Here is a 23,131-nt window from a genome sequence, read left to right on the forward strand (position 1 = left end):
ATTCGAATTTGTCAGATGGGGGTCAGAGGCTGAAATCAGCTGGCATTCGTCGGCAGGATCGCGCGCACGGCCTCGGGCCAGCCGGCCCCGGCATCGCCCTGCACGACCCATTGCTTCATGGCTTCGATGTCGGGCGCGAGGTAGCGGTCGCCCTCGACAAAGTCCACGCGGGCGCGGATGCGCGCCAGTTCCTGCTCCACCAGCGGCGACGACTTCAGCGGCCGGTGGAATTCGATGCCCTGCGCGGCGGCCATCGCCTCGATGCCGACGATCACCGCTGTATTGGCCGCCATCTCGCCGAGCCGGCGCGCGCCGTAGGTGGCCATCGACACATGGTCTTCCTGGTTGGCGGAGGTGGGCAGGCTGTCCACGCTGGACGGATGCGAGAGCGACTTGTTCTCGGAGGCGAGTGCCGCCGCCGTCACCTGCGCGATCATGAAACCGGAGTGCAGGCCGCCATCGCGCACCAGGAACGGCGGCAGGCCGGACAGCCCGGTATCGAGCAGCAGCGCCAGCCGGCGTTCGGAAATCGCACCAATCTCGGCGATGGCCAGCGCGAGGATGTCGGCGGCGAAGGCCACCGGCTCGGCGTGGAAGTTGCCGCCCGAGACCACGTCGCCCTGTTCGGGGAAGACCAGCGGGTTGTCGGACGCCGCGTTGGCCTCGATGCGCAGGATGCGCGCGGCATGAGTCAGGTTGTCCAGGCAGGCGCCCATCACCTGCGGCTGGCAGCGGATCGAGTACGGGTCCTGCACGCGACCGCAGCCCTTGTGGGAATCGACGATCTCGCTGCCGTCGAGCATCGCCCGCACCGCGCCGGCCACCTCGATCTGGCCGACCTGGCCCCGCGCGGCGTGAATGCGCGCATCGAACGGCTTGACCGAGCCCTTGATGGCTTCGAGCGAGAGCGCCCCGGCCACCAACCCGGCCGCGAAGGCGTCTTCGGCGGCGAACAGGCCGGCCAGCGCCAGCGCGGTGGAGACCTGCGTGCCGTTCAGCAGCGCCAACCCTTCCTTGGGACCGAGCGCGAAGGTCTCCAGCCCGGCATGGGCCAGCCCCTGCGCCGCCGGCACGCGACGGCTATCTATATAGACATCGCCCACGCCAATCAGCGTGCACGACATATGGGCCAGCGGGGCGAGGTCGCCGCTCGCGCCCACCGAGCCCTTGGCCGGGATACACGGCGTCACGCCGTGGTTGGCCAGCGCCAGCAGCGCCTCGATCACGGCCGGGCGCACGCCCGAATGGCCGCGCGCGAGGCTGATGGCCTTCATCGCCAGGATCAGGCGCACGGTGTCCGCCGCGAGGTCCGGGCCGGTGCCCACGCTGTGGGAGAGCACGAGGTTGCGTTGCAGCTCGGCCAGCTTGTCATGTGGAATGCGCGACTGGGCCAGCTTGCCGAAGCCGGTGTTGATGCCGTAGACCACGGCGTCGGCGTCGATGATGTCCTGCACGGTGGCCTGCGCCGCGCGCACGCCGGCCCAGGCCGCGTCCGCCATCGCCAGGCGCACTTCGCCCCGGTAGATGCGGCGCAGGTCGGCCAGGGTGACGTGGCCGGGGTCCAGCGTCAGGTCGGGGCGGGAATCGGGAGTGGTCATGTGCTGCATCGTCCTGTTGGATCTTTTGGATCTTTTGAGAATCGGCTCAACCGCGTTCTAAAATCAGTTGTATGAGCCTGTCTATACAGGTTAGTCGAAAACGGGGGCCGAAGGCCAGCACTAACTGGCCCCAGCTACTCAGTTTTAGCCGAAGGCCGGATTGCCGTCGGCGCGGAAGCGGCTGCCGAGGCGATAGCGGTTGCCCGGATGCAGGCAGCGCACGAACGTGACCGGCACGCCACTCGTCCAGGTGCGCCGCGTCAGGAGCAGGCACGGTTGGGTCGGCGGCATTTCCAGTTGCGCGGCCTGCTCGGGGGTAGCGGCAATCGCATCGACCACGTGTTCCACCTGGTCGTAAGGCACGTTGCGCAGCAGGTATTCGCCCGGCTGCGTATCGCGGAAATCCTGGGTGATGAAGTCCGGCGCCACGCGCGGATTGACGTAGCGGTCTTCCAGCTGCACCGGGACGCCGTCCTCGCGATGCACGCAGACCGAGTGATAGACCGACTCGCCGGTGCGCAGCTCGAGCGCCGCCGCCACCTCGATCGACGCCGAGACGCGCTCCACCAGGATCACATCGCACGCATAGTCATGGCCGCGCATGCGGATCTCGTCCTGCAGATTGACCACCGAGAGCAGCGTCGACTGCGGCTTGTGCTCCGCCACGAAGGTGCCCACGCCGGCCACGCGCACCACCCTGCCCTGCTCGGACAGCTCGCGCAGCGCCCGGTTGACGGTCATGCGCGACACCGAGAACCGGGTCACCAGCTCCTGCTCCGACGGCACGCGGTCGCCCGGCTGCCATGCGCCGCTCTGGATCTGGCGGGCGATGTACTCCTTCACCTGCTGATAGAGCGCGGAGGGGGCCGAAGTCGTGGAGGGGTTGGTCGGGATGGAGCCGGCAGCGGGGTGATTCATGGCGGTCAGTGCTCGGCCGAGGCCATGGCCTCGGCACGAATTTCCTCGGTCAGCCGCGCCTTCAGCGCGGAGAACTCGGGCGAAGTCTTGATCGTGTAATGGCGCGGATGGGGGAAATCCACCGCGATCTCGCTCTTGATCCGACCCGGTCTGGCGGAAAACACCGCCACGCGGTTGGCCATGAAGATGGCCTCGTCGATATCGTGCGTGACGAATAATACCGTTTTGCGCGCGGACTCCCAGATGCCGAGCAGCAGCTCCTGCATCAGCACGCGGGTCTGGTTGTCCAGCGCGCCGAACGGCTCGTCGAGCAGCAGGATCTTGGGGTCGTTGGCCAGCGCCCGCGCAATCGCCGTGCGCTGCTGCATGCCGCCCGAGAGCTGCTTCGGGTAGTGGTGCTCGAAGCCGCGCAGCCCCACGCGGGCCATGAAATAGTCGCTCCGCTCCTTCTGGTCCGCCGCGCTCATGCCGCGCTCACGCAAGCCGAAGCGCACGTTCTGCTCGATGGTCAGCCACGGAAAGAGCGTGTACGACTGGAACACCATGCCGCGATCGGCGCCCGGTCCGGCCACCGGCTGGCCGTCGAGCAGCACGCGCCCGCCCGAGGGCGTGTCCAGCCCTGCCACGATGCGCAGCAGCGTGGACTTGCCGCAGCCCGAAGGGCCAAGGATGGTGACGAAGTCGTTGTCGCGCACATCGAAGTCCACCGGCAGCAGCGCCTGCGTGACGCCACCGCGCGGATTCGAAAAAGTACGAGAAACCTGCTGGATCGACAGCGCGCTCATTTGATCGAACTCCACGGAAACAGGCGCTGGTTGGCCAGCTTGAAGACGAGGTCGGACACCAGCCCGATGCAGCCGATAACGATGATCCCGAAGATGATCTGCCCGGTGTTGAGCAGCGCCTGGCTGTCCGTGATCATGTGGCCGATGCCGGACGACGAGCCGATCAGCTCCGCCACGATCACATAGGTCCAGGCCCAGCCCAGCACCAGCCGCAGGATTTCGGCAATCTCCGGCGCCGCGCCCGGAATCAGCACGCGCCGCACGATGCCGCGCGGCGTAGCGCCGAGCGTGTAGGCGGCCTCCACCAGATCCTTGCGCGCTCCGCCCACCGTCACCGCCACCATCAGCACAATCTGAAAGAACGAGCCGATGAAGATCACCAGCAGCTTCTGCGTCTCGCCGATGCCGGCCCAGAGGATCAGCAGCGGGATAAAGGCCGAGGCCGGCAGGTAGCGGCAGAACGAGACAAAGGGCTCGAAGAACGCTTCCGCCGCCTTGTACGCGCCCATGAAGATGCCGAGCGGTACGGCCAGCACGGCGGCCAGCACGAAGCCGCCGACCACGCGCCACACCGTCATGCCGATGTCGCCGAGGAAGTTGTATTGCGTGAACAGGACCACGCCTTCGCGCGCCATGGTCAGCGGGTCGGCCAGGAAGGTGCGCGGCACGAAGCCGCCCAGCGTGACCGCCGCCCACACCGCGAAGAAGACCGCGAAGAACGACAGGCCGAGCAGCCAGCGCGCGTGGCCGCCCACCGGCACCAGCGGCGACAGCCACGGATGGCGGCGGCGCGCGGCGGCGGTGCTGTCATCGCCGCTTGCACCGTTCGCCGGTGCGGGCATGCGCGCCACGGGCGTGGAAACCTGGGAAATCTGGCTCACGGCGGCCTCCGGCTTACTTGAGGAATCGGGCGTCATAGAGCGTGGTCACGTCCGGCGCCTGGCGGATCACGCCGATATCGAGCAGCACGGCCGCGGCCTCCTTGCTGAAGCTGGCCAGCTCGCCCGCGAAGAAGGTGCGATTGGCGTCCTTGTCCTGCCAGCGCAGGTAGGCCGACGACTTGGCGAACTGCTCGCCGGTCTGCTTGACCGCCGCACCCATGATCTCGTTCGACTTGGCCGGATCCTTGCGAATCATCTCAAGGGCCTCGAAGTAGCTGTCCACCAGCGCCTGGGCGGCCTTGGGATTGTCCTTGAGCCATTTCGGCGCGCAGCCGAGGGTGTCGGTGACCATCGGGTAGTCGAGCGTGGTGGCGAGGATCTTGCCCTTGTCCGGATTGGCGCGCACCGTCGACAGATACGGCTCGTAGGTCATCGCGCCATCGTTCTGCCCGGCCACGAAAGCCTGCGCCGCGGCCTGCGGGGACAGTGTGGTCAGCTTCACGTCCTTGAGCGTCATGCCGTTCTTCTTGAGCATCCACGCCAGGCCGAAGTACGGCGCGGTGCCCGGCGCATCCACGCCGATGGTCTTGCCCTTGAGGTCCGCGAAGGACTTCACATCCCCGCGCACGGCCAGGCCGTCCGCGCCATAAGACTTGTCCAATTGCACGATCTGCGTGATCGGCACGCCGTTGGCATTCCAGGCCACGTGGGTCTCCACCGTGGTGGCCGCGCACTGGATCGCGCCCGAGGCCAGCGCCAGGTGACGGTCCTTCTGCGGAATCATCTTGATATCCACGTCCACGCCGTTCTTCTTGAAGATGCCGGCCTTGTCGGCGAGCGTGAGCGGGGCGAAGCCGGTCCAGCCACTCATGCCGAGCGTCACGGGCGTGTTCTGCGCGTGGGCCGGGACGGCGAGCGTGGTGACGAGGGATGCGAGGGCGATGGCGGCGAGCGTTGCGCGGCGGTGCAGGGTCATGCTGTCGGCTCCTTTGTGGTCGGGCAATGGTGCAATGCCTGTCTATACAAGTCAACGCGGGGTTTGCACTAGGCGAGGCCCTATAAAAGCGCCAAATACGCCTTGAATCGCACCGTTATGGGGTGATTGTGCACAGTCCTGTATAGACAGCAGCACCGCGGCGATAGGGATCGCAAGCGGTGTGCCAGGGGAGCCGCAGGCTGGGTCAGGGCCCAGTCAGGCGTCGAAGAAGTCCGTGACGGTGGGATAGCGCAGCCGCAGCCGCAACTCGCGCTTGAGCCGGCCGTTGTCGAGCCGGCGCGATTCGCTCATGAAGCTCAGCAGTGCCGGTTCGATCACCTCGCGCGCTTGCTCGCGGGTGATGCGCGGGGGCCGGGGCAGGCCACGGCGGTCTGCCACGAGGTCGAAGTAATCGGCCATGCGCAGCTCGGTGTCGTCGCTGGCGTGCACCACGCGCTGGGGCCGGCCGCGCCAGAGCGCCGCGATCATGGTGCGGGCGAGGTCGTCGGCGTGGATATGGCTGGTGTAGACGTCGTCCTGCGGCGCCAGCGCCGGCGTGCCCTTGTGCAGGCGGGCTACGGGCAGGCGGTCCGCCGCGTAGATGCCGGGAATGCGGACGATGCTGGCGCGCCAGCCTGCGTCGCGCCCGAACTGGCGCACGGCGGACTCGGCCGCCACGCGGCGGCGCGCCCGGGGTGTCTTCGGCCGCACGGTGTCGAATTCCTGGACGCGGGCGCCGCCCCGATCGCCGTAGACGCCAGTCGTGCTGGCATAGACAAAGGCTCCGGCGGACTGATGCCGGGCCGCCGCCTCAAACGCGCGGTGCCAGCCTCGCTCGGGTAGAATGGCGGCCTCGCTGGCGGCGTGGGCAGCCATGCGCCCCGACCGGGCGCGGCGCCATGCCGTACGGCGCAACGCAGCCAGCAAGGCACGTGTGCGCGGATCGCCATTCCCCTGCGCGGGCGGCGGTGCCAGGTCGATGACCCGGTCCGCCAGTCCACGCAGCCTTGCCAGCGTGGCAGGCCGGTCCAGATCGGCCACCAGCGGCACCGCGCCCGCGGCGCGCAACTCGGCCCGCCGGGCCGGCTGCGACGTCACGGCGAACACGCGCATGCGCGTCGCCAGCAGGCGCAGCACCCGCGAACCGACATCACCGCAGCCGACGATCAGCAGGCGCGGACGGCCCAGGCGGCGACCCGCCCGGGAGTAAGACAATGCCGCATGCGGCGACAGAATTTGGCTCATAGACCTGATTATGGCTTATCAAGTAACCGTCATGCCCAGCGGCCACAAGTTCGAGGTGGCTGCCGATGAAACCATCCTCGGCGCGGCTCTGCGCCACAGCATCGGCCTGCCCTACGGCTGCAAGAACGGCGCCTGTGGCTCCTGCAAGGGCCGAGTGGTCGAAGGCAGCTTCGTCCAGGGCGACCATGCCGCCTCGGCGCTGACGGCCCAGGAAAAGACCGAAGGCCGCGCGCTGTTCTGCTGCGCCAACGCCACTTCGGATATCACCATCGAGTGCCGCGAAGTGCACGGCGCCGGCGACATCCCCATCAAGAAGATTCCCTGCCGCGTGAGCACGCTGGAGCGCCTGGCGGACGACGTGATCGCCATCCGCCTGCAACTGCCCGCCACCGAGCGCATGCAGTACCTGGCCGGCCAGTACGTGGAATTCCTGCTGCGTGACGGCAAGCGCCGCAGCTACTCCATCGCCACGCCGCCGCACGAGGAAGGCCCGATCGAGCTGCACATCCGCCATATGCCCGGCGGCGCGTTCACCGACTACGTGTTCGGTGCCAAGGAAGGCGCCCCGGCCATGAAGGAGCGCGACATCCTGCGCTTCGAAGGCCCGCTGGGCAGCTTCTTCCTGCGTGAGGACTCGGACAAGCCGATCATCCTGCTGGCCTCCGGCACGGGTTTCGCGCCGATCAAGGCCATCGTCGAGCATGCCGCCTATACCGGCATCGACCGCAAGATGACGCTGTACTGGGGCGGCCGCCGCCCGGCCGACCTCTACATGCACGCGCTGTGCGAGCAGTGGGCGCGCGACCTGCCGAACTTCCAGTACGTGCCGGTGATCTCCAACGCCCAGTCCGACGACAACTGGGCTGGCCGCACCGGCTTCGTGCACCAGGCCGTGATCGACGATCATCCGGACCTGTCCGGCCACGAGGTCTACGCCTGCGGCGCCCCGGTGATGGTCAACGCGGCCCGCACGGACTTCACCGCCCAGTGCAAACTGCACGAGGACGCGTTCTTCGCCGATTCGTTCACGTCCGAGGCCGACATGCACCCGGCCGGGGCCGCCTGACCACCCCCAAGCCGTTCCGTCGACACAACAATGCCACCCGGGTCTGCCAGACTTTCCACATTTGGTTTTGACACCCGGGTGCATGCGCCTTATATTGGCCGACATGAACACGATCATGCTCCGACGCCGCGCACGTACGTCGCTCCCTCCCAGGGTGCCTCGCGGCTGACCGTCCATCGCATCTGTTCAGGTCGACAAGCCACGGGCAACCCCCGTGGCTTTTTGTTTTTGCCGGTCTGATCCTCTCACCCCTTACTCGCCGAACCCAGGAGTCCGCCATGGCATTTGCCGATTTTCCCGTCCAATCCCTGATGTACATCACCAACCGCCCCGAGCTGGTCTTCACCGAAGGCAAGGGCTCCTGGCTGACGGACCATAACGGCAAGCGATACCTGGACTTCGTGCAGGGCTGGGCGGTGAACAGCCTGGGCCATTCGAACGAAGGCATGATCGAGGCGCTGGAGAAGCAGGCCCGCAAGCTGCTGAACCCGAGCCCCGCCTTCTACAACGAGCCGATGCTGGTGCTGTCCAAGCAGCTCACCGACAACAGCTGCTTCGACAAGGTCTTCTTCGCCAACAGCGGCGCCGAGGCCAACGAAGGCGCGATCAAGCTGGCCCGCAAGTGGGGGCGCAAGCACAAGAACGGCGCGTACGAGATCATCACCATGGACCACAGCTTCCATGGCCGCACGCTCGCCACCATGAGCGCGTCGGGCAAGGCCGGCTGGGACACCATCTTCGCGCCGCAGGTGCCGGGCTTCCCGAAGGCGGAGCTGAACGATTTGGCTTCCGTGGAGGCCCTGATCACCGACAAGACCGTCGGCATCATGCTGGAGCCGGTGCAGGGCGAAGGCGGCGTGATTCCCGCCACGCGCGAGTTCATGCAAGGCCTGCGCGCGCTGGCGGACAAGCACAAGCTGCTGTTCATCGTCGATGAAGTGCAGACCGGCTGCGGCCGCTGCGGCACGCTGTTCGCCTACGAGCTGTCGGGCGTGGAGCCGGACATCATGACGCTGGGCAAGGGCATCGGCGGCGGCGTGCCGCTCTCCGCCCTGCTCTGCAAGGCCGAGGTGGCCAGCTTCGAGGCCGGCGACCAGGGCGGCACCTACAACGGCAACCCGCTGATGACGGCGGTGGGCAGCAGCGTGATCGCCCAGCTGACTGCGCCGGGCTTCCTGGACGAGGTAAAGGCCAAGGCCGAGTACCTGCGCGAGCAGCTGCTGGCGCTGTCGGCCGAATTCGGCCTGGGCGGCGAGCGTGGCGAAGGTCTGCTGCGCGCGCTGGTGCTGAACAAGGAGATCGGCGCGCAGATCGTGGAAGAAGCCCGCGACATGGGGCCGGAAGGGCTGCTGCTGAACGCCCCGCGTCCGGGCCTGCTGCGCTTCATGCCGGCGCTGAACGTCACGCGCGGCGAGATCGACCAGATGATCGGCATGCTGCGCACGCTGCTGAAGAAGCTGGCCTGATCCCCGGCTTCGGTCGATAAAAAAGCCTCGCGATGCGAATCGCGAGGCTTTTTTACTGGCCGGGATGCTGCCGGGCGATTACTCGCCCAGGTAGGCCGCCCGCACCTTGGGGTCGTCCAGCATCTGCTTGGCGTCGCCGCTCATGGTGATCAGGCCGGACTCCATCACGTAGCCGCGGTGGGCAGCCTGCAGCGCCAGGCGCGCGTTCTGCTCCACCAGCAGTACGGTCACGCCCTGCGCGGACACCGTGCGGACCACCTCGAAGATTTTCTCGACCATGATCGGCGAGAGACCCATCGACGGCTCGTCCAGCAGCAGCAGCTTGGGCTGGCTCATCAGCGCGCGCGCCATGGCCAGCATCTGCTGCTCGCCGCCAGACATCGTGCCGGCCAGCTGGTCCGCCCGCTCCTTCAGGCGCGGGAAGGTCTCGAACATGCGGTCGATATCGCGCTTGATGCCCGCGTCATCGTTGCGCGTGTACGCGCCCATCTGCAGGTTCTCGGTGATGGTCATGCGCGCGAACACGCCGCGGCCTTCCGGCACCATCGCCAGACCCTGCTTCAGCAGCGTGTAGCTGGGCACGCCCTTGATCGACTTGCCCATGTACTCCACGTCGCCGCCGGCCCAGCCCTGCAGGCCGGTGATGGCCTTCATGGTGGTGGTCTTGCCCGCGCCGTTGGCGCCGATCAGCGTCACCAGCTCGCCGTCGTGGATGTCCAGGTCCACGCCCTTGACGGCCTGGATGCCGCCGTAGGCGACCTTCAGGCCGGAAATCTTCAGTACTGTCTGTTTCATTGCGCGTCTCTCCCGCCTTAGTGTGCCGATGCGCCGAGGTAAGCCTCGATCACCGCGGGATTGTTCTGCACGTCTTGCGGCAGGCCCTGGGCGATGACCTTGCCGTAGTCCAGCACGGTCATCTGGTTGCACAGGCCCATCACCAGCTTCACATCGTGCTCGATCAGCAGGATGGTGCGGCCGTCGTTGCGGATCTTGTCGAGCAGGCCGCGCAACTCCACCTTCTCGGTGGCGTTCATGCCGGCCGCGGGCTCGTCCAGCGCCAGCAGCTTGGGCTCGGTGGCCAGCGCGCGGGCAATCTCCAGGCGGCGCTGGTGGCCGTAGGAGAGGTTGCGCGCGGTGAAGTTGGCGTACTTGCCGATGCCGACGTAGTCCAGCAGGTCGTGGGCCATGTCCTCGATGCCCTCTTCCTCGCGCCGTACCGAGGGCGGACGGAAGATCGCGCCGAGCACGCCGGCCTTGGTCCGCACGTGGCGGCCCACCATCACGTTCTCCAGCGCGGTCATCTCGCCGAACAGGCGGATGTTCTGGAACGTGCGGGCAATGCCGGTCCGGGCCACTTCATGCACGGCCGTCGGCTGGTAGGCGCTGCCGCCCAGCACGAACTCGCCCGAATCGGGCGTGTACAGGCCGGTGATAACGTTGAAGAACGTGGTCTTGCCGGCGCCGTTGGGGCCGATCAGGCCGTAGATCTCGCCCTTGCGGATCTGCAGGCCCACGTCGGACAGGGCCTGCAGGCCGCCGAAGCGCTTGTTGACCCCCTGTACGGACAGGAGGAATTCGTTGTTGCTCATGATGTCCTCCTGGTCAGAAACGGCCAACGCTGCCCGCCCGGCGCACCACCGGGCGATCTTCCTTGCGCGGCGACGGCCAGATGCCGGCCGGGCGATACAGCATCACCCCCACCAGTGCCAGGCCGAACATCAGCTGGCGCAGCACCTCGGCATCGACGATGACATGGCCGAACAGGCCGGTCTGCATCGGCTCCGCCACCACGCGCAGCAGTTCCTGGAAGCCCACCAGCAGGATGCCGCCCAGGATCACGCCCGGGATATGGCCCATGCCGCCCAGCACCACGATGGCCAGGATGTAGATCGATTCCCACAGCGTGAACGACTCGGGCGAGACAAAGCCCTGGAATGCGCCGAATACAGCACCCGACACACCACCGAACGAGGCGCCCATGGCGAACGCCAGCAGCTTCACGTTACGGGTGTTGATGCCCATCGCCTTGGCGGCAATCTCGTCTTCACGAATCGCCACCCAGGCCCGGCCGATCCGCGAGTTCTGCAGGCGCAGGCAGATGAACACGATCACGATGACCAGGAACACCAGCAGGTAGTAGTACATGAACACCGGCGTGAACTTCAGCCCGAAGATCTCGTGGGATTTCGAGAAGTCGAAGCCGAAGATGTGCACCGGGTCTACCGCCGTGATGCCCTTGGGGCCGTTGGTGATGTTGACCGGGCGGTCCAGGTTGTTCATGAAAATACGAACGATCTCACCGAAGCCCAGCGTCACGATGGCCAGGTAGTCGCCCCGTAGCTTGAGGGTAGGCGCGCCCAGCATGACGCCGAACAGCGCCGCCACCCCAAGTGCAATGGGCAGCACGAACCACATCGACAGATGCAGCCCGTTCGGGAACAGCTGATGGATCCATTCGAACTGGTTGGCGAGGTGCGGCGAACCGAGCAGCGCCATCAGGTAGGCGCCCACCGCGTAAAACGCGATGTAGCCCAGGTCCAGCAGGCCGGCAAAGCCGACCACGATGTTCAGGCCCAGCGCCAGCATGATGTAGAGCAGCGCGAAGTCGAGCACGCGCACCCAGTAGTTGCCGCCGAAGGTCTGGACGAAGAATGGCGCGCACAGCGCCACGACGAGGAAGCCCAGCAGGGCCGCCAGCGTCTTGGCCGGCACGCGCGACGGTGCCGCGACGGCCGTGGATGGAATCGGAGTATTCATGGATTCGCTCTCCTCAGGCGCGGTCGGCCACGCGTTCGCCCATGATGCCGGACGGACGGAACACAAGTACGGTAATCAGCACGACGAACGCGAACACGTCCTGGTAATTCGAGCCGAACACCCCGTTGGTCAGGTCGCCGATGTAGCCGGCGCCCAGTGCTTCGATCAGGCCCAGCAGCATGCCGCCGACCATCGCGCCGGCCAGGTTGCCGATGCCACCCAGCACCGCGGCGGTGAACGCCTTCAGCCCGGGGATGAAGCCCATGTAGAAGTGCGCGTTGCCGTAGTTGGTGGCCATCATCACGCCTGCCAGCGCCGCCAGCGCGGCGCCGATCATGAACGTGGCCGAAATCACGAAGTTGGGGTTCACGCCCATCAGGCCCGCCACCTTCTGGTTCTCGGCGGTGGCGCGCATCGCGCGGCCGAGCTTGGTGCGGTTGACCAGGGCCAGCAGGCCAGCCATCACCATCACGGCCATGCCGATGATGACGATTTCCTTGCCGGTGATGGTGGCGCCCGTGGAACCGATGTCGATCGGGCTCGAGGGCAGCAGCTGCGGGAAGGTCAGCGGGTTGCGCGACCAGATCAGCATGCCCATCGTCTGGAGGATGATGGAGACGCCGATGGCGGTGATCAGCGGGGCCAGGCGCGGCGCGTTGCGCAGCGGCCGGTAGGCAATCCGCTCGATCGAAAAGGACAGTACTGCACAGACGGGCATGGCGATCAGCGTGGCGATCACCAGCGTCAGCCACTCGGGCAGGCCGGGCGCGAACTTCTGCAGCCCCATGATGGCCGACAGCGCGGTCAGCGCGCCAATCATCAGCACGTCGCCGTGCGCGAAATTGATGATGCCCAGAATGCCGTAGACCATGGTGTAGCCCAGTGCGATCAGCGCATAGATGCTGCCGAGCACCAGACCGTTCACGATCTGCTGGATAAAGATATCCATGAAAACTCCTGCTTCAGCCCCAGGCCGCGCGGCATGGTGTGGATGCCGTGGGTGGGACGGTAATGTTGGATGGGTCGGGTAGAGAGGTGATGACTTGCTGGTGTGCTGCCCGCCCTGTTCCATCCATGGTAAGGATGCTGTCAACCGTTGGCGAGACTAAAAAGAACGGCACCGCAAAATACTCACGGTGCCGTTCGGATGGGCCGGTAAGCCCGGAATTACATCTTCACGACGTCGAGGACGGACTTCTTCTTGTCCTTGTACTCGTACAGCGTGATGGTGCCTTCCTTCATGTCGCCCTTTTCGTCGAAGGCGATGTTGCCGATCACGCCCTTGTAGTTCGTCTTGGGCATTTCGGCCAGAATGGCGGCCGGCTCGGACGAGTTGGCGCGCTTCATGGCATCGACGACCACCATCACGGCGTCATACGTGAACGGTGCGTAGATCTGCACCGGGGCGTTGAAACGTGCCTGGTAGCGCTTCTGGAAGTCGTCGCCGGCTTCCATTTTCGACAGGGCCAGACCGGCTTCCGAGCAGATGATGTTGGTCACGGCATCGCCGGCCAGCTCAGCCACCTTGTCGGTACACACGCCGTCGCCGCCCACGATCTTCGAGGTGATGCCCAGTTCCTTGGCCTGCTTGGCGAACGGACCGCCGGTGGCATCCATGCCGCCGTACATGATCACGTCCGGCTTCTTGCCCTTGATCTTGGTCAGGATGGCCTTGAAGTCCGTGGCCTTGTCGTTGGTGGCTTCACGTGCCACCACGTTCACGCCCGAAGCCTTGGCGGTCTTCTCGAACTCGTCGGCCAGGCCCTTGCCGTAGGCGGTGGCATCGTCGACGATGGCCACGCTCTTGGCGCCCAGGCTCTTGGCGGCGTAGTTGGCCAGTGCCGGACCCTGCTGGGCGTCGGTAGCCACCACGCGGTACGTGGTCTTGAAGCCTTGCTTGGTGTAGTCGGGGTTGGTCGACGACGGCGAGATCTGGACGATGCCGGCATCGCTGTAGATCTTCGAAGCCGGGATCGAGACGCCCGAGTTCAGGTGACCCACCACGGCGACGACCTTCGCGTCCACCAGCTTCTGGGCCACGGCGGTGCCGGTCTTCGGATCGGCGGCGTCGTCTTCGCCCACCAGTTCCAGCTTGATCTTCTTGCCGCCGATTTCCAGACCGGTCTTGTTGACTTCTTCCACGGCCAGGCGCGCGCCGTTTTCGTTGTCCTTGCCAAGGTGGGCAATGCCGCCCGTCAGCGGAGCCGCGTGGCCGATCTTGACGATGGTTTCACCGCCACCTGCAGCCGGTGCCGCCGCGGCAGGTGCCGATGCTGCCGCATCAGCCGGCTTTTCTTCTTTCTTGCCACATGCAGCGACCAGCGCCACAGCGGCCGCGATCGGCAGAATCTTGGCAAACGTGAATTGCATGAGTGATCTCCTAGGATTCACAAAAACAGGGAAATACTACGCCTCCCGGACGTATTCCCTGGACCGCCCTTTGTTTAGTTTCAATTTGAAACGCGCGCATTGTATCCCCTTTCTTTGCGGATGCAATACGCGACGCAACAACCTGAACCATTTACCCACCAATTGCGCTAGGGAATTTCCCCAATGCACAGATTGGGGCAATCTCCGCCCATTTGGCAGACCCCTCACCTGTGCTTACAAGAATCGTGCCCGAGTCTCGCCGGAGGCGCTTGCGCCACGTCACAAGCCTGCGCCGCGCCACATATAATGGCCAGGTATTAATTAGGTATTTCATTTCAAATACCGGGCGCCTCTCTAATGTGCAGAATGTAGCGCCGCACCATAATAGGGAAAACCCCATCCTCGGGGATTACCCTGATACTGTCTGGGTGTTAAGACACGTATTGCGGCATTATGGCGCCGGGCGCGGTTTTGTAAGTCCTTAAATGTCTCCGATAGTGCGGCAGCGCACGTCGCGACAAAAATAGCGGACGCAACGATACGCACCAGCGCGGTGCGATGGCAGAACAGCGAAAAACGGGGAAGGAAGAAGAAGCGGCGGGACGGGGAGATCGACGGGCGCGGACACCGACCCGCTTCAGGTCGATGTCCGGCAATCAGGCGGAAACAGGCGGGATCAGGACTGCACGGACACGCTGGCGAGGCCGCGCGGCAGCGGGAAGGACATGTTCTCCTCCACGCCTTCCAGCGCTCGCACGCTGCGCACGCCGAACGTGCGCAGGCGCTCGACGATGGCCTGGGCCAGTGCTTCGGGGGCCGAGGCCCCTGCGGTCAGGCCGATCCGGCGCTTGCCTGCCACCCACTCGGGCTTGAGCTGGTCAGGATCGTCGACCATGTAGGCCGGCACGCCGAGGCGGTCCGCCAGCTCGCGCAGGCGGTTCGAGTTCGAGCTGTTCGGGCTGCCCACCACGATCACCACTTCCACCTGCGGCGCCATGAACTTCACGGCGTCCTGGCGGTTCTGCGTGGCATAGCAGATGTCTTGTTTCTTGGGCTCGCGGATGTCCGGGAAGCGCGCCTTCAGCGCCGCCACGATCTCGGCAGTCTCGTCCACCGACAACGTGGTCTGCGTGACGTAGGCCAGTTGCGACGGGTCGGACACGGCCAGACGGTTGACGTCCTCGACCGACTCCACCAGCAGCATGCCGCGCTCGGCCTGGCCCATCGTGCCTTCCACCTCGGGGTGCCCCTTGTGGCCGATCATGATGATCTCGCAGCCTTCGGCGCGCATCTTGCCTACCTCGACGTGCACCTTGGTCACCAGCGGGCAGGTGGCGTCGAACACGGTCAGGCCGCGCGCGGTGGCGTCTGCGCGCACTTCCTTCGACACGCCATGCGCGCTGAAGATCACGGTCGAACCGGGTGGCACTTCGTCGAGTTCGTCGACGAACACCGCGCCCTTGTTGCGCAGATCGGCCACCACGTAGGCATTGTGGACAATCTCGTGGCGCACATAGATCGGCGCGCCGAACAGCGCCAACGCGCGTTCGACGATCTCGATCGCGCGGTCCACGCCGGCGCAGAAGCCACGCGGCTGCGCCATCAGAATCTCGGCGTCGATGGGGAGGGTGAGCTCGGGCATGCTGGGGTCCGTCACAACGGCTGACATCAGAGAATTCCGATCAATTGGACATCGAACAGGATGGTCTGTCCGGCCAGCGGGTGGTTGAAGTCGAACAGCGCGGCGGTCTCGCCGAATTCCTTTAGCACGCCGGCGTACTTGCCGCCGTTCGGTGCATTGAATTCCACGAGGTCGCCGGGCGAATAGTCTTCCTCGAACGAGCTGTTCTCGCGCAGCGTGGCCAGCGAGACCCACTGCAGCAGTTCGGGGTTGCGCGGGCCGAAGGCATGCTCCGGCGCCAGGCGGTAAGTCATGCGCTGGCCCTCGGGCATGCCGAGCAGCGCCGCCTCGAGGTTGGGCGCGAGCTGGCCCTGGCCAAGCAGCAGCGTGGCGGGTTTTTCCTCGAACGTGCTCACGACTTCGGTGCCGTTCTCGAGGGAGATGCTGTAGTGGAGGGTCAGGAAGGAGTCCGCCAGGACTGTCTTGCGGGCAGCCGTGCCGCCGCCTTCCGCTTCTGACGCAAAAGTTTGCAAATTCATGGGTGATCAACCGGTCAACAACCCGTATTGTATTCGACTGGCCCATCTGCCGCCGGCCTCCGTCGCAGCCGGCATGACAGTTAGTGTGGCAATTTCTGGAGACGATTCGATGTCGATGCTGCCAATTCCCCGCTGGCCCGCCCAGGAGCGCCCCCGCGAAAAGCTGGCGCTGGGCGGCCCGGGAGCATTGTCCGACGCCGAATTACTCGCTGTTTTCCTACGTGTGGGCAGCCCCGGCAAGAGCGCCGTAGACCTCGCCCGGGAGCTGCTGGGGCGCTTCGGCTCGCTGACGCGGCTGTTTGCCGCAGATACCGATACCCTTGCCACGATCAAGGGCATGGGGGCCGCCAAGCAGGCCCAGCTGCGCGTGGTGCCGGAACTGACCCGGCGCGCGCTGGCCGAGACGCTCAAGGCCCCGCGCGGCCTGGATTCCGAGCGCGCGGTCCGCGCCTACCTGCGGCTGACGCTGTCGCGCTTGCCGCACGAGGTCTTCATCGCCCTCTATCTGGATAGTGCGTACCGCCTGCTCGCCAATGTAGAGCTTGGACGCGGATCCCTGGGTGGCGTCACGGTCTATCCACGAGAAGTGGCGCGCGAAGCGCTTTCATACAACGCCGCCCATGTCATCGTCGCCCACAACCACCCGCACGGCCCCGTAGAACCCAGCTTCGCTGACCTTTCCACCACACGGCACCTCGCCCGGGCGCTCGCCGTGCTGGACATCGGGCTGCTGGACCATTACATTGTCGCCGGCAGCGATATCTATTCGTTCGCCGAGCATGACCGGCTGCCCGCCGTCCCGCCCACGTGAGCGCGTCCACGTGATCCCGGCAGCACGGCAAACCTGCGGCACAACACTAAGTCTTCCCCTCAGCGCGGAAGGCGTTGATTCGCCAGTCGTTTCCGGTCTATAATGTTCGTTTTGCTGAAGTCTCAATCCGCTGCAGTCCGGGCCCGCGCGCCTTTTGTTGATCTGTTGCGAACATTGTCCACGAATAAGATTTAGGAGTGCTTCATGGCACGCGTCTGTCAAGTGACCGGGAAAGCGCCGATGGTCGGCAACAACGTTTCCCACGCAAACAACAAGACCAAGCGCCGTTTTCTGCCCAATCTGCAGAATCGCCGCTTCTTCGTTGAATCGGAAAACCGCTGGGTGAGCCTGCGCGTCTCGAACGCCGGCCTGCGCCTGATCGACAAGAAAGGCATCGACTCCGTGCTCGCCGACCTGCGCGCACGCGGCGAAGTCTAAATAGGAGTACAACATGGCCAGCAAAGGCGGACGCGACAAGATCAAGCTGGAATCGACCGCAGGTACGGGTCATTTCTACACGACCACCAAGAACAAGCGCACCATGCCGGAAAAGATGGAGATCTCGAAGTTCGATCCCGTCGCCCGTAAGCACGTGCCTTACAAGGAAACCAAGATCAAGTAATTGATCCGGTCTCCGATGAAGAACCCCGCCGAGCACCTCGCTTCGCGGGGTTTTTTGTTGCCCGTTTTTATTGACCGCAAACCCTTATGCGGCAAGGGCTGGGGCGTCCACGAACCGGTATGCGGGTGTACACTTTCCAGCTTTCCCTGACGCGCATTCGCTCCGCGCGAACCCTGCACCATGAACTTCGACGTCGCGATCGTCGGCAGCGGGCTGGCCGGCCTCACCGTCGCGCTGCAACTGGCCGATAGCCACCGGGTTGTCATCCTCAGCAAGCGCGCCATGACGCATGGCGCCAGCGACTGGGCCCAGGGCGGCATCGCCGCAGTGCTCGACTCCGGCGACAGCCACGACGAACACACGCAGGACACGCTGGTCGCCGGCGCCGGCCTGTGCGATGAAGGCGCGACGCGCTACATCGTGGAGCATGGACGCGAGGCCATCCAGTGGCTGATCGACCGGGGCGTGCCCTTCACCCGCGATGCCCAGGCAGAACTGGGCTTCCACCTGACGCGCGAAGGCGGCCACAGCCGGCGCCGCATCATCCACGCGGCGGACGCCACGGGCCACGCCGTGGTCACCACGCTGACCGAGCAGGCACGCCAGCACCCGAACATCACGATCATCGAGGACCACTTCGCGATCGACCTGATCACGGCCACCAAGCTCGGCCTGCCAGGCAACCGCTGCTACGGCCTGTATGTGCTCGACGACACCACGGGCGCCGTGCGTACCATCACGGCCACCCACACGGTGCTGGCCGCCGGCGGCGCGGGCAAGGTCTATCTCTATACGACCAACCCCGACACTGYGACCGGCGACGGCATCGCCATGGCGTGGCGCGCCGGCTGCCGGGTGTCGAACATGGAATTTATCCAGTTCCACCCGACCTGCCTCTACCACCCCTACGCCAAGTCGTTCCTGATTTCCGAGGCGGTACGTGGCGAAGGTGGACTGCTGAAGCTGCCCGACGGCACCCGCTTCATGCCCGACCACGATCCGCGTGCCGAACTGGCACCGCGCGACGTGGTGGCGCGCGCGATCGACTTCGAGATGAAGAAGCGCGGCCTCGACTGCGTCTACCTCGACATCACGCACCAGCCGGAAGCGTTCCTGAAGGAACATTTCCCGACGATCTACGCACGTTGCCTGGAGTTGGGCATCGATATCACCCGCGAGCCGATTCCCGTGGTACCGGCCGCCCACTACACGTGCGGCGGCGTGGTGACCGACACTGCGGGTCGCACGGACCTGTCGAACCTCTATGCCGTGGGCGAGACCGCCTGCACCGGCCTGCACGGCGCGAACCGGCTAGCCTCCAACTCGCTGCTCGAATGCATGGTGATCGGTCGCGCAGCCGCCGAGGACATCGCCCGGCAGGACAAGGCCGGCGCGCCGGATATCAGCCTGCCCGCCTGGGATGCCAGCCGCGTGGCCGATGCGGACGAGGAAGTGGTGGTGTCCCACAACTGGGACGAACTGCGCCGCATGATGTGGAACTACGTCGGCATCGTCCGCACGGACAAGCGCCTCGAGCGCGCCCAGCACCGGATTGGTCTGTTACGCGAGGAAATTGCCGAGTACTACGCCAACTTCCGCGTCACGCGCGACCTGCTGGAACTGCGCAATCTGGTCGAAGTGGCGGCGCTGATCGTCGACAGCGCGTACTCGCGCCACGAAAGCCGGGGCCTCCACTTCAGCCGCGACTACCCCGATACCTTGCCCAAGGCACTGCCGACCGTGCTCCAGCCACTACTGGGTCGCGCGGCGCAGCATCGGCAGAACAAGCAAAAGTCGTAAAACAGACGTGAAACAGGGGCCAATACGGCCCCTTCCCTTTTGCGATGCGCTTTGCGCGTTACCCAACGATCCGCAAGGAATAGTCGGTCGCGCGCACATCCTTGGTCAGCGCGCCCACCGAGATCCGGTCCACGCCCGTTTCGGCGAATTCCCGAATCGACTCGGCATTGACGCCGCCCGACACTTCCAGCAGCGCCCGACCACGGTTGATTTCCACCGCTTCGCGCATCATCGGCACCGTAAAGTTGTCGATCAGGACCGATTTGGCGCCGGCAGCGAGTGCCTCTTCCAGTTCGGCGATTGACTCCACCTCGATCTGCACCGAGGCGTCCGTGCCCAGCGCCAGCGCAGCCTGCATGGCCGCCGTAATGCTGCCCGCCGCCGCGATATGGTTTTCCTTGATCAGGATGCCGTCATAGAGCGCCAGCCGCTGATTCTCGCCGCCGCCGATGCGCACCGCGTACTTCTGCGCCAGGCGCAGGCCGGGCAGCGTCTTGCGGGTGTCGAGCACGCGGGCCCGCGTGCCGGCAATCAGATCCGCATAGCGCCGGGTGGCCGTGGCCACGCCGGACAGCAGTTGCAGGAAGTTCAGCGATGGCCGCTCCGCCGTCAGCAGCGCACGGGCTGGGCCGGCAATCTCGCACACCACATCATCGGGGGCCATCCGCGCGCCCTCTTCCTTGAGCCAGCGCACCTGGAGCCGTGCATCGACGGCCGCCATACACGCCTCAAACCAGGGCTGGCCGCACAGCACCGCGCTCTCGCGCACGATCACGCGCGCCTGCACGGGTTTGTCGGCCGGAATCAGCAGGCCCGTCAGGTCGCCGGTGCCCACATCCTCGGCAATCGCGGCCTGCACGTTGGCTGCCAGCGCCGCGGGCAGCGCCGGGCCGTAACTATCGAACACGGAATTCACAGTCATGCCGGGCCCACTCCCTGGAACAGCGCGCCCGTCTGGGCCAGATCGCTGGCCGGCCGCACATTGGCCTTCTGCTGCGCGGCGAAGTTGAGCATCCGATCAATGCAGGTAACGGCACGCTGGCCGATGACCGGGTCCACTTGGATCTCGTTGCGCCCCGTTTCCAGCACTTCGGCCAGATTGGTCAGCGCATTCATGGCCATCCACGGGCAATGCGCGCAGCTCTTGCAGGTGGCGCTGTTGCCGGCCGTGGGAGCCTCGATGAAGTGCTTGCCCGGCGCGGCCATCCGCATCTTGTGCAGGATGCCGTTGTCGGTGGCCACGATGAACTCGTTGGCGTCGAGGTGCTGGGCCGCCGCGATCAGTTGGCTCGTGGAACCCACCACATCGGCCTGCGCCACCACATTGGCCGGGGATTCCGGGTGCACCAGGATCTTGGCGTTTGGATAGTCCTTGCGCAGCAGGTCCAGCTCGATGCCTTTGAACTCGTCATGCACCAGGCAGGAGCCCTGCCACAGCAGCATGTCGGCGCCGGTTTCCTTCTGGATGTAGCCGCCGAGGTGCTTGTCCGGTGCCCAGAGAATTTTCTCGCCGCGCGCGTGTAGATGTTCGACGATTTTCAGGCCGATGCTCGACGTCACCATCCAATCCGCACGGGCCTTCACGGCCGCACTGGTATTGGCATAGACCACCACCGTGCGATCCGGGTGGGCGTCGCAGAATGCCGAGAATTCGTCAGCCGGGCAGCCCAGGTCCAGCGAGCACGTGGCGTCGAGGTCCGGCATCAGGATGGTCTTCTCGGGGCTCAGGATCTTGGCGGTCTCGCCCATGAAGCGCACGCCGGCCACGACCAGCGTCTGGGCCGCATGATCGCGGCCGAAGCGCGCCATTTCCAGCGAGTCCGACACGCAGCCGCCGGTTTCCTCGGCCAGGTCCTGCAGGTCGGCATCGACGTAATAGTGCGCCACGAGCACCGCGTTGCGCTCCTTGAGCAGCTTGCGGATGCGGGCCTTGAGTGCCTGGCGCTCGTCGGGGGTCAGCGCGGGCGGTACCTTGGCCCAGGCATGGGCCACGCAACTGCCGCCGGCTGCGCTTTCGGTATCCGTCAGGTTCGGTTTCTCGAACTCGATGGACTTGATCGTTTGTGGGGTCATCTCAGCAGTACTCCTCGGGGCACCCGTGGGCCGCCGCGCTTGGAAGCACGCGGTCTGACCTGGACATGGGGGAGTGTAGCGAAAAGAAAAGCCCCGCCAGGGGCGGGGCTTTTACCATGCGGGCGCGACGAGAATTGTATCAGGCGTACCGGCGCAGGCGCAGCGAAAACTCTTGCAGGGCCTGGATTCCGCTGGCTTCGGCGCGATGGCACCACGCCTGCAGTTGCTGGAGCAGCTGCTCGCGTGTGAGGCTCGAACGACCCCAGATCGCGGCGAGTTCGCGGCGCATTTCCACGAAGGTATGCAGCGCCTTGTTCTGCTCGACGATGCTGGCCAGTTGCTGGCGCTGCGGCGCGGCCAGCTTGCCTTCCTCGCGATGGAACCACTTGCGGGCGAGCTTGAAGTGGCTGTAGTCGGCCGCACGGCCTTCCTTCAGCTTCTCCAGTTCCTCGTTGTACGCGCTCTTCACGGCCTTGGCGTAGCGCGCCATGACGTCGTAGCGGTTGGCGATGATCGCTTCCAGCGTGTTGTGGTCCACCGGGCGGGCATCCACCAGACGCGCCTTGGGCGGGGTCTTCTTGACCTTGGCCAGGCCCACGGACTGCATCGCACGGATGTACCACCAGCCCACATCGATCTCGTACCACTTGATCGAGAACTTGGCCGACGTCGGATACGTGTGGTGGTTGTTGTGCAGCTCTTCGCCGCCGATGATGAAGCCCCACGGCGACACGTTGGTCGAAGCATCCTCGCAATCGTAGTTGCGATAGCCCCACCAGTGGCCCAGGCCGTTGATGATGCCGGCCGCGTGGATCGGGATCCAGAGCATCTGCACGGCCCAGACCGACAGGCCGATCACGCCGAACAGCGCCACGTCGATGATCAGCATCAGGCCAACGCCCTGCCAGGCGAAGCGCGAGTACACGTTGCGCTCGACCCAGTCGTCAGGCGTGCCATGGCCGAACTTGGCGACGGTTTCCTTGTTCTTGGCTTCCTCGCGATACAGCTCCGCGCCTTCCAGCAGCACCTTGCGGATGCCGCGGGTCTGCGGGCTGTGCGGATCGTCCTCGGTCTCGCACTTGGCGTGGTGCTTGCGGTGGATGGCGGTCCATTCCTTGGTCACCATGCCCGTCGTCAGCCAGAGCCAAAAGCGGAAGAAGTGTTGCGCAATAGGGTGCAGGTCCAGCGACCGGTGCGCCATGCAGCGGTGCAGGAAAATGGTCACGCCGGCGATCGTGATATGCGTCACCACGAGGGTGAAGATCACGATCTCCCACCAGGACCAGTTGGCAAGGCCGTTGGCGGCCCAGTCAAGAATTGAGTCGAACAAACTGTTCTCCGTCTGTGAATCGAAGGTCTTGCAGCGCGGCACAATGGTGCGGCACGGCGAACGCGCAGAAAAAAGACTGCGAAATCAGGCGATTGCGATTATTACTGGCGCCTGGCGCAACCTGTCGAAACAGTATGGGAGCCGGGCGAAGGCACGAGCCGCTGCAATCTGGCGGCTGTTTTGTGTGGGGCTGCGGCTTGCTCTGCAAGCGCGCGTCAACCCGGTATTCTACCGGATCGGCGCCACTCGAACATCCGCTTTTTCCCCGACTTT

General features: G+C 65.4%; 22 protein-coding genes. 6 read left to right on the plus strand and 16 right to left on the minus strand.

What is annotated here, in order from left to right; all coding sequences use genetic code 11:
- Positions 1 to 35: 35 nt before the first annotated feature.
- From hutH to AC1DP9_RS23895, 6 genes are all read right to left on the minus strand, one after another.
- Positions 36 to 1,598, minus strand: a complete 1,563-nt coding sequence (gene hutH, locus AC1DP9_RS23870; protein WP_441643877.1) for a histidine ammonia-lyase — start codon at positions 1,596 to 1,598, stop codon at positions 36 to 38.
- A 144-nt stretch (positions 1,599 to 1,742) separates the two neighbouring features.
- Positions 1,743 to 2,516, minus strand: a complete 774-nt coding sequence (gene hutC / locus AC1DP9_RS23875) for a histidine utilization repressor (protein WP_477108672.1) — start codon at positions 2,514 to 2,516, stop codon at positions 1,743 to 1,745.
- Positions 2,517 to 2,521: 5 nt separating this feature from the next.
- Complete coding sequence (locus tag AC1DP9_RS23880; RefSeq protein WP_477108673.1) at positions 2,522 to 3,301, minus strand: ABC transporter ATP-binding protein; 780 nt, start codon at positions 3,299 to 3,301, stop codon at positions 2,522 to 2,524.
- Positions 3,298 to 4,143 (minus strand): ABC transporter permease, encoded by an 846-nt coding sequence (locus AC1DP9_RS23885; RefSeq protein WP_477108738.1) that lies wholly within the window; start codon positions 4,141 to 4,143, stop codon positions 3,298 to 3,300. Before AC1DP9_RS23885 ends, AC1DP9_RS23880 begins: the two co-directional genes overlap by 4 nt.
- Positions 4,144 to 4,195: 52 nt before the next feature.
- The gene (locus tag AC1DP9_RS23890) at positions 4,196 to 5,158 is read right to left on the minus strand and encodes an ABC transporter substrate-binding protein (RefSeq protein ID WP_092300912.1); all 963 of its coding nucleotides are present in this window, start codon (positions 5,156 to 5,158) and stop codon (positions 4,196 to 4,198) included.
- A gap of 216 nt (positions 5,159 to 5,374) precedes the next feature.
- On the minus strand, positions 5,375 to 6,403 hold the full coding sequence (locus tag AC1DP9_RS23895) for an NAD-dependent epimerase/dehydratase family protein (RefSeq protein ID WP_092300915.1): 1,029 nt from the start codon (positions 6,401 to 6,403) through the stop codon (positions 5,375 to 5,377).
- A gap of 10 nt (positions 6,404 to 6,413) precedes the next feature.
- Between AC1DP9_RS23895 and AC1DP9_RS23900 the strand changes: the two genes are divergently transcribed.
- On the plus strand, positions 6,414 to 7,469 hold the full coding sequence (locus AC1DP9_RS23900; protein WP_477108674.1) for a CDP-6-deoxy-delta-3,4-glucoseen reductase: 1,056 nt from the start codon (positions 6,414 to 6,416) through the stop codon (positions 7,467 to 7,469).
- A 278-nt stretch (positions 7,470 to 7,747) separates the two neighbouring features.
- Entirely contained in the window at positions 7,748 to 8,935 is a 1,188-nt protein-coding gene (locus AC1DP9_RS23905) for an acetylornithine transaminase (protein ID WP_092300921.1), read from the plus strand.
- Positions 8,936 to 9,013: 78 nt separating this feature from the next.
- On the opposite strand, the gene AC1DP9_RS23910 is transcribed toward AC1DP9_RS23905, so the two are convergent.
- The 7 genes from AC1DP9_RS23910 to AC1DP9_RS23940 all read right to left on the minus strand — a co-directional run bounded on the left by AC1DP9_RS23910 (position 9,014) and on the right by AC1DP9_RS23940 (position 16,222).
- The gene (locus AC1DP9_RS23910) at positions 9,014 to 9,730 is read right to left on the minus strand and encodes an ABC transporter ATP-binding protein (protein WP_092300924.1); all 717 of its coding nucleotides are present in this window, start codon (positions 9,728 to 9,730) and stop codon (positions 9,014 to 9,016) included.
- Between the two features lie 17 nt (positions 9,731 to 9,747).
- Entirely contained in the window at positions 9,748 to 10,524 is a 777-nt protein-coding gene (locus AC1DP9_RS23915) for an ABC transporter ATP-binding protein (protein WP_092300927.1), read from the minus strand.
- A gap of 13 nt (positions 10,525 to 10,537) precedes the next feature.
- The gene (locus AC1DP9_RS23920; RefSeq protein ID WP_092300930.1) at positions 10,538 to 11,692 is read right to left on the minus strand and encodes an ABC transporter permease subunit; all 1,155 of its coding nucleotides are present in this window, start codon (positions 11,690 to 11,692) and stop codon (positions 10,538 to 10,540) included.
- A 13-nt stretch (positions 11,693 to 11,705) separates the two neighbouring features.
- Positions 11,706 to 12,641 carry a branched-chain amino acid ABC transporter permease gene (locus tag AC1DP9_RS23925; RefSeq protein WP_092300933.1) on the minus strand — a complete coding sequence of 312 codons (936 nt, stop codon included), beginning with the start codon at positions 12,639 to 12,641 and terminating at the stop codon, positions 11,706 to 11,708.
- A gap of 218 nt (positions 12,642 to 12,859) precedes the next feature.
- Positions 12,860 to 14,062, minus strand: coding sequence for a branched-chain amino acid ABC transporter substrate-binding protein (locus AC1DP9_RS23930; protein WP_092300936.1), 1,203 nt, complete (start codon positions 14,060 to 14,062; stop codon positions 12,860 to 12,862).
- 676 nt (positions 14,063 to 14,738) lie between these two features.
- Positions 14,739 to 15,704 carry a 4-hydroxy-3-methylbut-2-enyl diphosphate reductase gene (ispH, locus tag AC1DP9_RS23935; RefSeq protein ID WP_177220010.1) on the minus strand — a complete coding sequence of 322 codons (966 nt, stop codon included), beginning with the start codon at positions 15,702 to 15,704 and terminating at the stop codon, positions 14,739 to 14,741.
- A gap of 26 nt (positions 15,705 to 15,730) precedes the next feature.
- Positions 15,731 to 16,222: an FKBP-type peptidyl-prolyl cis-trans isomerase gene (locus AC1DP9_RS23940; protein WP_477108675.1), complete on the minus strand. Its 492-nt coding sequence runs from the start codon at positions 16,220 to 16,222 to the stop codon at positions 15,731 to 15,733.
- Between the two features lie 118 nt (positions 16,223 to 16,340).
- On the opposite strand from AC1DP9_RS23940, the gene radC reads away from it, so the two are divergent.
- From radC to nadB, 4 genes are all read left to right on the plus strand, one after another.
- Positions 16,341 to 17,033, plus strand: a complete 693-nt coding sequence (radC, locus tag AC1DP9_RS23945) for a RadC family protein (protein ID WP_092301061.1) — start codon at positions 16,341 to 16,343, stop codon at positions 17,031 to 17,033.
- A gap of 204 nt (positions 17,034 to 17,237) precedes the next feature.
- The gene (gene rpmB / locus AC1DP9_RS23950; protein WP_006575661.1) at positions 17,238 to 17,471 is read left to right on the plus strand and encodes a 50S ribosomal protein L28; all 234 of its coding nucleotides are present in this window, start codon (positions 17,238 to 17,240) and stop codon (positions 17,469 to 17,471) included.
- A 13-nt stretch (positions 17,472 to 17,484) separates the two neighbouring features.
- Positions 17,485 to 17,655: a 50S ribosomal protein L33 gene (gene rpmG / locus AC1DP9_RS23955; protein ID WP_008644909.1), complete on the plus strand. Its 171-nt coding sequence runs from the start codon at positions 17,485 to 17,487 to the stop codon at positions 17,653 to 17,655.
- A gap of 180 nt (positions 17,656 to 17,835) precedes the next feature.
- The gene (gene nadB, locus AC1DP9_RS23960) at positions 17,836 to 19,455 is read left to right on the plus strand and encodes an L-aspartate oxidase (protein ID WP_477108676.1); all 1,620 of its coding nucleotides are present in this window, start codon (positions 17,836 to 17,838) and stop codon (positions 19,453 to 19,455) included.
- A gap of 58 nt (positions 19,456 to 19,513) precedes the next feature.
- On the opposite strand, the gene nadC is transcribed toward nadB, so the two are convergent.
- The 3 genes from nadC to AC1DP9_RS23975 form a co-directional block, all read right to left on the minus strand.
- Positions 19,514 to 20,377, minus strand: coding sequence for a carboxylating nicotinate-nucleotide diphosphorylase (nadC, locus tag AC1DP9_RS23965; protein ID WP_441643879.1), 864 nt, complete (start codon positions 20,375 to 20,377; stop codon positions 19,514 to 19,516).
- On the minus strand, positions 20,374 to 21,528 hold the full coding sequence (gene nadA, locus AC1DP9_RS23970; protein WP_477108677.1) for a quinolinate synthase NadA: 1,155 nt from the start codon (positions 21,526 to 21,528) through the stop codon (positions 20,374 to 20,376). Before nadA ends, nadC begins: the two co-directional genes overlap by 4 nt.
- A 139-nt stretch (positions 21,529 to 21,667) precedes the next feature.
- The gene (locus AC1DP9_RS23975) at positions 21,668 to 22,858 is read right to left on the minus strand and encodes a DesA family fatty acid desaturase (RefSeq protein WP_092300954.1); all 1,191 of its coding nucleotides are present in this window, start codon (positions 22,856 to 22,858) and stop codon (positions 21,668 to 21,670) included.
- Positions 22,859 to 23,131: the final 273 nt, after the last annotated feature.

It is taken from the genome of Cupriavidus sp. 01L43 (genome assembly GCF_056399925.1).